Origin of the sequence: Polynucleobacter sp. MWH-UH25E, from assembly GCF_018687095.1 — a bacterium.
GTDB lineage: Bacteria > Pseudomonadota > Gammaproteobacteria > Burkholderiales > Burkholderiaceae > Polynucleobacter.
Genome location: NZ_CP061286.1, coordinates 1,595,894 through 1,609,745 on the forward strand (window position 1 = coordinate 1,595,894; position 13,852 = coordinate 1,609,745).

At 46.4% G+C, this 13,852-nt stretch carries 14 protein-coding genes; 4 read left to right on the forward strand and 10 right to left on the reverse strand.

Features of this window, described 5'->3' with window-relative positions:
• Positions 1–18: 18 nt before the first annotated feature.
• The 10 genes from tpiA to ICV39_RS08385 form a co-directional block, all read right to left on the reverse strand.
• The gene (gene tpiA / locus ICV39_RS08340) at positions 19–777 is read right to left on the reverse strand and encodes a triose-phosphate isomerase (protein WP_215389635.1); all 759 of its coding nucleotides are present in this window, start codon (positions 775–777) and stop codon (positions 19–21) included.
• 17 nt (positions 778–794) lie between these two features.
• Positions 795–1,793 carry an NAD(P)H-quinone oxidoreductase gene (locus ICV39_RS08345; RefSeq protein ID WP_215389636.1) on the reverse strand — a complete coding sequence of 333 codons (999 nt, stop codon included), beginning with the start codon at positions 1,791–1,793 and terminating at the stop codon, positions 795–797.
• 30 nt (positions 1,794–1,823) lie between these two features.
• Positions 1,824–3,983, reverse strand: a complete 2,160-nt coding sequence (gene pnp / locus ICV39_RS08350) for a polyribonucleotide nucleotidyltransferase (protein ID WP_215389637.1) — start codon at positions 3,981–3,983, stop codon at positions 1,824–1,826.
• A 272-nt stretch (positions 3,984–4,255) separates the two neighbouring features.
• On the reverse strand, positions 4,256–4,525 hold the full coding sequence (gene rpsO / locus ICV39_RS08355; RefSeq protein ID WP_068323724.1) for a 30S ribosomal protein S15: 270 nt from the start codon (positions 4,523–4,525) through the stop codon (positions 4,256–4,258).
• Positions 4,526–4,725: 200 nt separating this feature from the next.
• Positions 4,726–6,273, reverse strand: coding sequence for a 2-isopropylmalate synthase (locus ICV39_RS08360; RefSeq protein WP_215389638.1), 1,548 nt, complete (start codon positions 6,271–6,273; stop codon positions 4,726–4,728).
• 219 nt (positions 6,274–6,492) lie between these two features.
• A complete protein-coding gene (pssA, locus tag ICV39_RS08365; RefSeq protein WP_215389639.1) occupies positions 6,493–7,356 on the reverse strand; it encodes a CDP-diacylglycerol--serine O-phosphatidyltransferase in 864 nt (287 codons plus the stop codon).
• 25 nt (positions 7,357–7,381) lie between these two features.
• Positions 7,382–8,029: a phosphatidylserine decarboxylase gene (locus tag ICV39_RS08370; RefSeq protein ID WP_215389640.1), complete on the reverse strand. Its 648-nt coding sequence runs from the start codon at positions 8,027–8,029 to the stop codon at positions 7,382–7,384.
• 41 nt (positions 8,030–8,070) lie between these two features.
• A complete protein-coding gene (ilvC, locus tag ICV39_RS08375; RefSeq protein WP_215389641.1) occupies positions 8,071–9,087 on the reverse strand; it encodes a ketol-acid reductoisomerase in 1,017 nt (338 codons plus the stop codon).
• Positions 9,088–9,142: 55 nt separating this feature from the next.
• Positions 9,143–9,634 (reverse strand): acetolactate synthase small subunit, encoded by a 492-nt coding sequence (gene ilvN / locus ICV39_RS08380; RefSeq protein WP_011902903.1) that lies wholly within the window; start codon positions 9,632–9,634, stop codon positions 9,143–9,145.
• Positions 9,634–11,421 (reverse strand): acetolactate synthase 3 catalytic subunit, encoded by a 1,788-nt coding sequence (locus ICV39_RS08385; RefSeq protein WP_215389642.1) that lies wholly within the window; start codon positions 11,419–11,421, stop codon positions 9,634–9,636. Before ICV39_RS08385 ends, ilvN begins: the two co-directional genes overlap by 1 nt.
• A 192-nt stretch (positions 11,422–11,613) precedes the next feature.
• Here ICV39_RS08385 and ICV39_RS08390 point away from each other — a divergent pair, with 192 nt between their 5' ends.
• The 4 genes from ICV39_RS08390 to ICV39_RS08405 are packed head-to-tail and all read left to right on the forward strand — an operon-like array spanning position 11,614 to position 13,851.
• Complete coding sequence (locus ICV39_RS08390; protein ID WP_215389643.1) at positions 11,614–12,183, forward strand: RNA polymerase sigma factor; 570 nt, start codon at positions 11,614–11,616, stop codon at positions 12,181–12,183.
• Positions 12,180–12,650, forward strand: coding sequence for a DUF3619 family protein (locus ICV39_RS08395; RefSeq protein ID WP_215389644.1), 471 nt, complete (start codon positions 12,180–12,182; stop codon positions 12,648–12,650). The genes ICV39_RS08390 and ICV39_RS08395 overlap by 4 nt, the downstream gene beginning before the upstream one ends.
• 32 nt (positions 12,651–12,682) lie before the next feature.
• The gene (locus ICV39_RS08400; RefSeq protein ID WP_215389645.1) at positions 12,683–13,303 is read left to right on the forward strand and encodes a DUF3106 domain-containing protein; all 621 of its coding nucleotides are present in this window, start codon (positions 12,683–12,685) and stop codon (positions 13,301–13,303) included.
• Between the two features lie 11 nt (positions 13,304–13,314).
• Positions 13,315–13,851, forward strand: a complete 537-nt coding sequence (locus ICV39_RS08405) for an RDD family protein (protein ID WP_215389646.1) — start codon at positions 13,315–13,317, stop codon at positions 13,849–13,851.
• Position 13,852 lies beyond the last annotated feature (1 nt).

Below are 13,852 nucleotides of genomic sequence, written 5' to 3' on the forward strand. Positions count from 1 at the left end.
CATTTCTCCAATAAAAAACTATGCTCTACAAATAGCCAGAAAATCTCGGGCATCTAGGGATGCGCCGCCAACTAATCCACCATCGATATCGGGCATGGCAAACAATTCAACGGCATTATCGGGTTTGACACTACCGCCATACAAAATTCCAACATGTGATGCGACATCTTCATCAAACTCCGCCAAACGAAGGCGAATATGTCGATGCATATCTTGCGCAATTTGCGCGCTTGCTACTTTTCCAGTTCCAATCGCCCAAACAGGTTCATAAGCAATTAAGCAATCAGCCAAACGATCTTGCAATACATTGACTTGCTTGGCTACCTGCGCACAAACAACCTCCTCAGCTCTGCCGGAGTTACGCTCATCAAGGGTTTCGCCCACACAAATGATGGGGGTCATATCGTTATCCAGAGCCTGCAATGCCTTTGCTGCAACCGTTTCATCGGCCTCTTGGTGCATTTGGCGACGCTCAGAGTGTCCAACGATGACATACTGACAACCTACCTCTTTCAGCATACTTGCACTTGCTTCCCCGGTATAAGCACCAGAGGATTGAGCAGAAACATCTTGAGCCCCCAAGCTTAAAAAGGCGATGGATTGCTCCTGAATTAATTTGCCACATTGTTGCAAATACGGAAACGGCGGACAAACTACAAATTTGCGACCAGCAGGCATACCACTTTCCATGCCTTGAGCAACTGATTTCATCCAATCTTGATTGCCAGCAAGACTGCCATTCATTTTCCAGTTGCCAACGATGATGAGCGGACGCATAGGATTGAATTAGTCGCTTATGCCGTTAAAACAATCTTGCCAACGTGCTCGGAAGACTCCATCAAACGATGTGCCTCTGCAGCTTGATCCAATGTAAATGTCTTGTAAATAGCTGGTTTTAGCTTACCTGCATTGAGCAAAGGCCAGACATTGTCATGCAACTGCTTAGTTATTTGCCTCTTGAATGAAACGGGACGTGGACGTAAAGTCGAGCCTGTAATAGTGAGGCGACGACGCAAGATCTGATTTGTACTAACTTCGGCTTTAGAACCGCCTTGGATGGCAATAATCACAATACGACCATCATCAGCCAAGCAATCAATTTCGCGCTGAACGTAAGCACCTGTCACCATATCTAGAATGACATTCACACCTTTGCCATCTGTTGCCTTTTTAACTTCTTCTACAAAGTCTTGAGTTTTGTAATTGATAGCTAAATCAGCGCCTAGCTTCAAACAAGCAGCGCACTTCTCATCAGTACCAGCAGTGACAAAAACCTTATGGCCTAAAGCTTTTGCTAGCAAGATGGCTGTTACACCAATTCCACTTGAACCGCCCTGCACTAATAAAGTCTCACCTTCTGATAACTCACCACGCATGAAGACATTGCTCCATACGGTGTAGAAAGTCTCCGGCAATGCTGCCGCTTCTTGGTCAGTAAAGCCAGTTGGATAAGGCAAGCACTGCGCAACTGGCGCAGTACAAAGGTCTGCATATCCACCACCCTGCACCAAGGCGCAAACTTTATCGCCAAGCTTGAGGCCAAAAGCATTATCAGCATGCGATAAATCACCGCCAATAATTTCACCGGCAACTTCAAGACCAGGAATATCAGATGCGCCAGCAGGAACTGGGTAATGCCCCTTACGTTGCAAAACGTCAGGGCGATTAATCCCCGCTGCCAGAACCTTAATTAAGACTTCACCAGATCCTGCAGAGGGAACTACAGGATCAGGACGAGTGGTTGGCACCAACATTTCTGGTGCACCAAATTCTTTGATCTCAATAACGCGCATGAATATCCTTGCTAGTGATCCGGATCAGAATTAAGCAGTCTCGCCAGATGGAGCAGGAGCTGCATCAGCCGCGCCAGCTAAAGGAGCAATCGTGCCACCCTCGTCAGCCATTGCAGCTTTGAGAGATAAACGCAAACGACCACGCTCATCAGCAGCGAGTAACTTCACGCGAACAATCTGACCTTCTTGCAAATAGTCTTTCACTTCTTTTACACGCTCATTTGAAATTTCAGAGATGTGTAAGAGACCATCTTTACCAGGAAGAATATTGACCAATGCGCCGAACTCTAGCAGCTTCACTACAGGGCCTTCATAGATCTTGCCCACTTCAGCTTCTGCAGTAATGCCTTCGATGCGAGATTTGGCTTCAGCCAATCCATCCGCATTGGTAGAGGCAATAGTTACAGTGCCATCATCTTGAATATCGATGCTGCAACCAGTCTCCTTGGTCAAGGCCTGGATAGTTGCGCCACCCTTACCGATCACTTCACGAATCTTGTCTGGATGAATCTTGAATGACACCATGCGTGGAGCATGTGCTGACAACTCTGTACGCACAGAACCCATTGCTTCTTGCATCTTGCTCAAGATATGCAGGCGACCTTCTTTAGCTTGAGCTAATGCAACCTGCATGATCTCTTTAGTAATACCTTGTACTTTGATATCCATCTGCAATGCAGTGATACCGTTCGCTGTACCAGCGACTTTGAAGTCCATATCGCCCAAGTGATCTTCGTCACCCAAGATGTCAGTTAATACTGCAAAACGATTACCATCCAAAATCAAGCCCATTGCCACACCAGCAACGTGTGCCTTCACTGGAACACCAGCATCCATCATTGCCAAGCAACCACCACAAACAGAAGCCATGGATGAAGAACCGTTAGATTCAGTAATCTCAGAAACTACACGAATGCTGTATGCAAAATCTTCTGGACTTGGTAATACAGGAATTAATGCACGCTTTGCCAAACGGCCGTGACCGATTTCACGACGCTTAGGGCTACCTACGCGACCAGTTTCGCCAGTAGCAAATGGAGGCATGTTGTAGTGGAACATAAAGCGATCGCGGTATTCACCTTCAAGCGCATCAATAATTTGCTCGTCACGTGCTGTACCCAAAGTAGCCACAACGAGAGCCTGAGTTTCGCCACGAGTAAACAATGCTGAACCGTGGGTGCGTGGCAATACGCCATTACGAATTTCGATTGGGCGAACGGTACGTGTATCGCGACCATCAATACGTGGCTCGCCATTCAAAATCTGGCTACGAACAATCTTGGCCTCGATTTCAAACAAGATATTGCCAACAGCAACATCATCGACTTCACCTTCTTCAGCCAACTTCGCCAAAACTTCTTTAGTAATTGCCTTGAGTTTGTCAGAGCGTGCGCCCTTTTGACGAATTTGATACGCCTCGCGCAATGGCCCTTCAGCCAATGCGCTGACTTTAGCAATCAATGGCTCATCTTTAGGAGCTGCTTGCCAATCCCACTCTGGCTTACCTGCTTCGCGAACCAAATCGTTAATAGCATTAATCGCAGTTTGCATTTGCTCATGGCCAAATACAACTGCGCCTAACATCACTTCTTCAGAAAGCTGGTTTGCTTCAGACTCAACCATCAATACAGCAGCTTGTGTACCAGCAACGATCAAATCGAGTTCACTAGTAGTTTGCTCTGAGCGAGTTGGGTTCAATAAATACTGGCCATTTGCGTAGCCCACACGAGCTGCACCAACTGGGCCACTAAATGGGATACCAGAAACAGCCAACGCTGCAGATGCTGCGATCAATGCAGGAATATCAGATGGAACATCTGGATTGATAGACAACACGTGAACTACAACCTGAACTTCGTTGTAGAAACCCTCTGGGAACAATGGACGAATAGGACGGTCGATCAAGCGAGAAATTAATGTCTCACCTTCAGATGGGCGACCTTCACGACGGAAGAAGCCGCCAGGAATCTTACCTGCAGCGTAGGTCTTTTCAAGATAATCGACTGTCAATGGGAAAAAGTCTTGGCCTGGCTTAGCAGTCTTTGAGGCAACTACTGTACCCATTACTACGGTGTCATCTACGTTAACGATTACGGCACCACCGGCTTGACGAGCGATCTCGCCTGTTTCCATGGTTACTTGATGGTTGCCCCATTGAAAACTCTTTACTGCTTTTTTAAACATACTCATTTTTGATTCTCTCCAAATTATCCACGCAATGCTCACATGAGCACTACGTTTGCCGTGAGATAAAGCAGCGTCACGACAACACTGGAGCGATTGAAGATTTCAAGGGATGCCATTCCAGGGAGACTCTGTTTGAACTACTCAGAAACTCATTGGAATGACACGATCCCCTACACAAATAATCTAAAAGCGCTCAAAAAAACATGCCACCTTCTTAAGACTGATTCAATGAAGAAACAACCCTAAGCAAGATGGCATTGCAATACCGATAAGAATTACTTACGGAGACCTAATTTCTCGATCAATGCGCGATAGCGATCCAGATCTTTGCCTTTGAGGTAATCCAAGAGGCGACGGCGACGTGAAACCATCTTCAACAAACCACGACGGCTGTGATGGTCTTTAGCGTTAGCCTTGAAATGGGGGGTTAATTCATTGATGCGGGCTGTTAGCAATGAAACTTGAACTTCAGGGCTACCCGTATCGTTTGCGCTACGCGCGTTTTCTTTGACGATTTCCGCCGTTTTGATATCAGCAACTGCCATTTTTAATACTCCTTACTTGCGAACACCTGAGCTTTCACCCAATTTGTGTCGTGCCTAATTAAACAAAAAATTAAAAAAGCTTTATAAATCAAAGCCCTCGAATTGTAGCAGATAGAGCCTTAAGACCCCATAAAGCGAAAAAGCTCCCTATTGGCAGCCTTTTCACATAAATACTATATAAATCAATAACTTATGGTTATTTAGGGGGTCATTTGAGCATTTAGCTTTGCCTGACTTGGATCATGTAGCTTGTTTAAGGCTGACAAATACGCCTTTGCAGAAGCAGCAATGATGTCAGGGTCTGTGCCCACGCCATTCACAATGCGTCCGCCTTTTGACAAGCGCACCGTTACTTCGCCTTGTGACTGAGTGCCTGAAGTAATCGCGTTAACAGAGTACAGCAACTGCTCTGCCCCGCTCTTAGCAATTTCTTCAATGGCATTCAAGCTGGCATCAACCGGTCCATTGCCTTCGGCCTCAGAACTCACCTCTTTATCGCCCATGCGGAAGGTGATGCGAGACTTAGGACGCTCACCTGTTTCAGAATGCTGATTCAACGAAATGAATTGGAAAAACTCGCCCTCTTCAGCAGCGGCTGCATCGGACATGATGGCGATAATGTCCTCATCAAAAATCTCTGCCTTTTGATCAGCTAAAGCTTTAAAGCGGGTAAATGCTTCATTTAAATCCGCTTCAGCTTCTACGGTGATACCCAATTCTTGCAAGCGTTGTTTAAATGCATTGCGCCCTGATAATTTGCCCAAGACGATCTTGTTGGTTGTCCAACCCACATCTTCAGCACGCATGATTTCGTAGGTTTCTCGATTCTTCAAAATACCGTCCTGGTGGATTCCAGAGGCATGCGCAAAGGCGTTCGCACCAACAACAGCCTTGTTTGGCTGAACCACAAAACCCGTGATTTGAGAAACCAATTTGGAAGCGGGAACAATTTGACTTGCATCGATACCACAAACCACATCGAAGTAATCTTTGCGAGTACGCAATGACATCACAATCTCTTCCAATGCAGTATTGCCCGCGCGCTCGCCTAAGCCATTAATGGTGCACTCGATTTGACGAGCGCCGCCAATCTTCACACCCGCCAATGAATTAGCCACTGCCATACCTAAGTCGTTATGACAATGCACTGACCAAACAGCTTTATCTGAATTCGGCACACGTGTACGCAATGTCTTAATGAACTCACCATATAACTCTGGTGTTGCATAACCAACTGTATCGGGAATATTGATGGTTGAAGCACCTTCATTAATGACCGCCTCTACAACTCGGCACAAGAAATCCATCTCTGAGCGATATCCATCTTCTGCAGAAAATTCAATATCAGATGCTAAGTTTCTAGCAAAACGAATCGAGCGTTTAGCTTGCTCCAATACCTCTTCTGGAGACATGCGCAATTTGACAGCCATATGTAATGGGCTGGTAGCCAAGAAGGCATGAATACGCTTGGCATTCGCAGCTTGTAATGCGTCGGCGGCGCGGGTGATGTCCTTGTCATTCGCTCTAGCTAATGAGCACACGATTGAATCCTTGACTGCGGCAGCTACGGCAGAAATTGCCTGAAAGTCACCCTCAGAGCTTGCAGCAAATCCAGCTTCAATCACATCCACCTTTAAACGCTCAAGTTGACGAGCAATACGTACCTTCTCGTCCTTGGTCATCGACGCGCCAGGGGATTGCTCACCATCACGCAAGGTGGTGTCAAAAATGATTACTTTGTCGCTCATCACTACTCTCCGGTTTTACTTAATATCTCGTGTACTGCATTCAAAAAACAAAAACCCCAGCAATTTGCTGGGGCTGGTATTGGTGGTTAATGGATGCTCTCTATCTCATCAACTCAGGCCTTACCCGCCCCAAGCTTAAGGCTTAGTGCTAGCAGAAGAAGACCATTTAAAAGTGAGAAATTCATCAACATGGAATTACTATACCCCAAAAATAGGGTTTTAGCTAAAACGTTTACCGCTGAGGCGTTCCCATGCCCAAATGACATAGCCTGATATGGAGTAGACAACGAATAAACCAAATAAGGTCAGCGGCGGATTCGAGGAAATTAATACAAAGGTCAGGATTAACAAGACCATCACCCCAAATGGCACTCGGTAGCGAACATCCAAGGCTTTACCGCTATAAAAGCGTGCATTGGACACCATGGTCAAGCCAGCATAAACGGCGATAAAGAAAGTAATCCATGGAATTGCGGAATCCCGCACCGGGATCTTATTGTCATCCGCCAGCCAAATAAATCCAGCGATGAGTGCGCCCGCCGCTGGACTAGGAAGCCCTTGGAAGAACTTTTTATCTACTACGCCAGTATTAACGTTAAACCGAGCCAGACGCAAAGCAGCGCCAGCGCAATACGTAAATGCAGCCAACCAGCCCCACTTACCCAAATCCTTCAGCGCCCACTCATAAGCAACCAATGCGGGAGCAACACCAAAAGAAACCATATCTGCGAGAGAATCATATTGCTCGCCAAACGCACTTTGCGTATTGGTCATGCGAGCAACACGGCCATCCATTCCGTCGAGCACGAGCGATGCGAAGATCGCGATAGCAGCCACTTGGAATTGATCATTCATCGCATTAACAATGGCGAAGAATCCACTAAACAAAGCTGCCGTCGTAAATGCGTTCGGCAATAAATAAATACCTTTGCTGCGCAAACGTGGCTTTTCGGGTAGAAGTTCCTCTACTTCGTAATCGAGATCATCACCCAATGCCTCAGCCCATTGCCCTTCATTCGAGCCATGTCGACGTGAATTAATGCGACTGCGATTGATGCGACCACGACGGCGAAATGTAGTCAAAGTATTTTCCGTTGAATGAAATAAATCAATCTAAGCCTGGCACACGTGCCAGAGCAGTATTCGTTGCGAATACTTTATCACCTACAGCTACCAATGGCTCTGCAGTCAAAGGCAAATATACATCCACACGTGAGCCAAAGCGGATAAAGCCATAACGCTCACCCGCTTTTAGGCGATCACCAACATGGATGTAACAAAGAATACGGCGTGCAATTAAACCGGCTACTTGCACGAGAGTGATGGTTTGACCGTTAGCATCAATCACGACAGCATTGCGCTCATTCTCGGTAGAGGCTTTGTCCAAATCAGCATTCACAAATTTGCCAGGGAAATATTGAATTTCTTTTACCAAGCCGTTTACAGAACTGCGATTGGAATGCACATTAAATACGTTCATAAACACGCTGATCTTCAGCGCTTCACGACCAGCATACGGGTCATTTGCAGTCTCAACAACTACGATACGACCATCTGCAGGAGATAGAACTAAATCACGACCTAGCGCTGGAATGCGCTGGGGGTCGCGGAAGAACTGCAGAACAAAGACAAAGATGATCCAGAGAGGCCAAGACCATGCAATGCCGCCAAAGTGGTGAACCAGAAGAGTCACCACTCCCACTAAAGCCAAATAAGGCCAACCTTCTTTCGCAATAATGGGATGGGGATACATCATCTTTGTTCTGAGCCTTTTAAATTACTTCTATTAATGAATGCTTAGTTCTTGGTCTGGTCAACCAACTTGTTCTTCGCAATCCAAGGCATCATGGCGCGCAATTTCGCACCAACTACCTCGATGTCATGCTCTGCGTTCAAACGACGACGTGAGATTAATGTTGGAGCGCCAGCCTTGTTTTCCAAGATGAAGCTCTTTGCATATTCACCAGTCTGAATATCTTTCAAACACTGACGCATTGCGTTCTTAGTATCTTCAGTAACTACGCGTGGGCCAGTTACATACTCACCATATTCGGCGTTATTAGAGATTGAGTAGTTCATGTTAGCGATACCGCCTTCATAGATCAAATCCACAATCAACTTGAGCTCATGCAAGCACTCGAAGTAAGCCATCTCAGGAGCGTAACCAGCCTCAACTAAAGTTTCAAAGCCTGCTTTGATCAATTCCACTGCGCCACCGCAGAGAACGGCCTGTTCACCGAACAAGTCAGTTTCTGTTTCTTCACGGAAATTGGTTTCAATGATGCCGGCACGGCCGCCACCGTTAGCGGTTGCGTATGACAAGGCTACGTCACGTGCAGATCCAGATTTATCTTGGTATACAGCGATCAAATGGGGAACACCACCACCTTGTGAGTATGTGCCACGAACAGTATGTCCAGGAGCTTTTGGAGCAATCATGATCACGTCTAAATCAGCGCGTGGCTGAACTTGACCGTAGTGAACGTTAAAGCCATGAGCAAATGCGAGTGCAGCACCCTGTTTGATATTGCTATGCACTTCTTTGTTGTACACGTCAGCGATTTGCTCATCTGGCAGCAACATCATGACTACATCAGCGTCTTTAACAGCTTCAGCAACTTCTTTAACAGTCAAACCTGCATTTGCAGCTTTACTCCAGGAAGCGCCGTTCTTACGCAAACCAACAGTCACATTTACACCAGAATCCTTAAGGTTCAATGCGTGTGCATGGCCTTGTGAACCGTAACCAATGATCGTGACTTTCTTGCCCTTAATGAGGGACAAATCTGCGTCTTTATCGTAAAAAACTTTCATGCTGTTTCCTTCTGTTGAAAAATATCGTTATTAGAGTAATAAATCGGTTTAAAAATTAGACTTTCAAAATACGCTCGCCGCGCCCAATACCAGATCCGCCTGAACGCACGGTTTCTAGAATAGATGCACGATCAATCGAATCAATAAATGCATCCAACTTAGCGCCATCACCAGTTAATTCAATGGTGTAGCTCTTGTCAGTCACATCAATAATTCGGCCGCGGAAGATATCGGTTGTACGCTTGAGCTCTTCACGCTCTTTGCCTACCGCACGAACTTTGATCATCATAAGTTCGCGCTCGATATGAGGGCCTTCACTCAAATCAAACACCTTCACCACTTCCACTAAGCGGTTTAAGTGTTTGGTGATTTGTTCAATGACATCGTCAGAACCAAAGGTCACGATCGTCATGCGAGAAAGTGATGGATCTTCAGTTGGCGCAACACTTAAGGTATCAATGTTGTATCCGCGAGCTGAGAACAAGCCAACCACACGAGATAAAGCACCTGGTTCGTTCTCAATAAGTACAGAAATAATGTGTCGCATTACAGATCCTCACTACCCAAAAGCATTTCAGTAATACCCTTGCCCGCTTGAACCATAGGCCAAACGTTTTCTTCTGGGTCGGTCTGGAAATCCATGAATACGGTGCGATCTTTTAAGCGAATAGCTTCTTTGAGCGCGCCCTCAACATCAGATTTTTTCTCAATGCGCATGCCAACGTGTCCATAGGCTTCCGCCAACTTCACAAAATCAGGCAAAGAGTCCATGTAGGAACTGGAATAGCGCTTGTTATAGGTCAATTCTTGCCACTGACGAACCATACCGAGGTAACGGTTATTCAATGACACGATCTTCACTGGAGTGTCGTACTGCTTACAAGTTGAAAGCTCCTGAATACACATCTGAATCGAGCCTTCACCCGTAATCGTGAAAACATCCTTTTCAGGAAATGCTTTCTTGATGCCCATGGCGTATGGCAAACCAACACCCATGGTGCCTAGACCACCAGAGTTAATCCAACGACGTGGCTTATCAAATTTATAGAACTGAGCAGCCCACATTTGATGCTGACCAACGTCAGAGCAAATGAATGCATCGCCACCTGTGAGCTCCCAAAGCTTTTGAACTACATACTGGGGCTTAACAATTTGTGAAGCCTCGTCATACTTCAAGCAATCTTTCTTGCGCCACTCATTGATCTGATCCCACCAGGCAGCAACTTTATCGCCGTTCTTGCGTGGACCAGCAGCTTTGAGCTGAGCAGTCATCTCAATCAACACTTCCTTGAGATTACCAACAATAGGCACATCGACTTTCACCCGTTTGCTAATAACGGATGGATCAATATCAATATGAATGATTTTGCGTGGATGGCTTGCAAAGTGCGCAGTGTTACCGATCACGCGATCATCAAAGCGTGCACCAATTGCAATCAACACATCACTATGTTGCATTGCCATATTGGCTTCGTATGTTCCATGCATACCCAACATGCCAAGAAACTGCGGGCTGGTGCCTGGGAAGCCACCAAGACCCATCAGGGTATTGGTTACTGGGTAACCCAATAAATCCGCAAACTCTTTGAGCTCTGGTGCTGCGTCAGCAAGAATGATGCCGCCACCAGTGTAGATGTATGGACGCTCCGCTTCTTGCAATAAAGCGATGGCTTTACGAATTTGACCGCTATGGCCCTTAACTACAGGGTTATAAGAGCGCATCTCCAGAGTCTCTGGATATACGAAAGGACCCTTCGCAGCAGATACATCCTTTGGAATATCAATTAACACTGGACCGGGACGACCAGTCTGTGCAATGTGAAAGGCCTTCTTCAGCACCATTGGCAAATCTTTGACATCCTTCACTAGGAAGTTGTGCTTTACCACTGGGCGAGTGATACCAACAGTATCGGCCTCTTGGAATGCGTCTTCACCAATTGCATACGTCGGCACGTTACCGCTGATGATCACCAATGGGATCGAATCAGTATATGCAGTAGCGATACCAGTAACCGCATTCGTGACACCAGGGCCCGATGTCACTAATGCAACGCCAACCTTACCGGTTGCGCGAGCATAGCCATCAGCTGCATGAACTGCTGCTTGTTCATGGCGAACCAAAATGTGTTCAAACTTATCTTGTTTAAAAATTTCGTCGTAGATAAAGAGAACGGATCCGCCTGGGTAACCCCAAACGTATTCAACACCCTCTTTGTGCAGTGCATGCACGAGCATTTCAGCACCAATCATTTCTGGAGGCGCTGCTACGGCATTTGTATTGGCTGAGTCTTTGTTAGCTTTAGTAGCTAAAAATTCGGCGCTGCTTGTATTCATTTTCTTTCGTCCTTTGCAATTTTCGGCAAAAAATTGTTTGGTCTGTTCTATCCCCTGCTTATGGCCTGAGTTCGAACGGCGCTGCTACCGGAAAAACCACTTCGTAAATGAGAATCTAGGTAGTAAGCCCTATATTCTATAGCAATCCCCTAAAATGACCCAATTCTGAATGATTCAGGTGTAATCGACTGCATGGCATCCGCCCAAGAACTATCCGACTTTCTCAGCAGCGTCGAGCAGCGTGCTTTTAAGCAAGCGGTATATGCCGTGCGTGACGACGACGCTGCAATGGATATCGTTCAAGATGCCATGATTAAGGTGGCAGAAAAGTATGGGGACAAACCTGCGGCTGAACTACCCTTGCTGTTCACCCGCATCCTGCAAAACCGAATTCATGACTGGTTTCGTCGTCAAAAGGTCCGAAATGCCTGGGTAACCCTCTTCTCCAGCATGGGCAGAAAAGCAGAAGAAAACGACGATTTTGACCCCCTAGAGTCACTTTCAGCCCCTGATGACAGTGAAATTCACCAAGACGGGGCAAAACAGCTTGAAAAGAGTCAGCTTTTACAGGCTTTGGAGTCAGAAATCGCTAAATTACCTGTACGTCAACGAGAAGCCTTCCTGATGCGTTATTGGGATGAGCTAAGCATTACCGACACCGCCAAAGCCATGAATTGCAGTGAAGGCAGCGTCAAAACGCATTGCTCTAGAGCAACGCAAACTTTAGCTAAAGCATTGAAATTAAAAGGAATTACCCTGTGAAGCACCTTGATGAAACCCTCAGCCCAGTACAAGTCGATGAATTTGGTCGCGCTAGCGCAGCCCTTTTGAGCGAGGGAGCTCAAAGCCTGCCTGCCAATATTAAAGATCGCCTGTATGAAGCACGTAAAAAGGCTTTAGCCGTCCGCAAGCCAGAGAAGGTGCAAGTCAAGGCCTCAACCCTAGCTGGCACATCCGGAAATTGGACCGGTAGCTTCAAATCCTCCAACAATCTTTGGGACACTCTCAGTTGGGTAGCACCAATAGTGGTGCTGGTATTCGGACTAATCGGCATTGCTCAATGGCAAAACGAGTCTCGCATCAACGATATCGCTGAAGTAGATGCGGCATTGCTCACAGATGATGTACCACCAGATGCCTATGCTGATAGCGGATTTATGGCCTTCCTTAAAAACGGCCCACTCTCCGATTCCGAAGACTCATCTAGCGAACTATCACCAAGCAAATAAGCTTGGTCATGATCGCTTAGTTAGATACAAATATGAAGAACATTGCTAGCAAAGCCATGATGGCAACTGCGCTGACATTGTTCGTCTTTAACGCAACAAATGTTTATGCGCAAAGCGCAAATCCTTCGCATGGGAAAACTGCAGCAATTCCTACCAAGGCTCCAGATGGAACTTGGGATAGCTTGAGCCCTACCCAACAAAAGACGCTAGCTCCGCTAGAGAGCGACTGGGACTACATGCTGCCCGATAGTCGTAAAAAGTGGATATATGTAGCAAATCTCTATCCGAAGATGGCGCCTGCCGATCAAGATCGTCTGCAATCCCGTATGGCCAGCTGGTCCAATCTCTCTCAACGCGATCGTCGCATTGCGCGCGAAAACTATCTTACTAGCTTGAAATTTCCTGCTGAGAAAAAAGCAGAGGCATGGAGCGCCTATCAAAAACTCAGCGATGAGCAGAAAAAGAAATTAGCGGAGATGGAAACTAAGAAAAAGCCAAACGCGATTAGCGCGCCCACCTTACAACAACACGCTATTCAACGCGAAACTACTCCACCTCCTGCAGCACCAAGTCCGCGAGCTGTTCAAGCAAGCACACCTGAGAGCGGCCCGTCAACAACTCCAGCAGCACCAAGTACCACTGACAATCAATAAGCGCCCTATCAATGACGCCTGCTGAATTAAATGCATTACCCGCACCTCAGTTTTGGCGTCGTGTCTCTTGCTGTCTTTACGAACAACTTGTATTGCTGGGCGTTATTGCCTTTACTTTTCTAGTTCCGAATTTAGGACTTGGCATTCTTTTTGGCGTCTCCTTACCTAGCTGGTTGACCTTTTTGTATTTGTACTCTGTCCTGGGGATTTATTTTGTTTGGTATTGGACAAAATCTGGTCAAACACTAGCAATGCAGACTTGGCGTGTTCGTATGATTGGCGCAAATGGCTTTAATCTCTCTAGACGTCAAGCAATTTGGCGATATGTCTATGGCTCCCTGTGGATTGTCCCCTGCGTATTCTTGCAATGGATCTTTCATCTGGAGAAATGGCAAATCATTGAGATGCTATTTACCGTTGCTTTATTCATCTGGCCGCTGAGCATATTTTTGGATAGACGGAGCGCTTCTTTGCGTCAAAGCTTTCCAGACAGATTGGCAAACTCTAGATTGGTTGAATTACCAAAGAATCTAGTCAAACTCTCTTAAC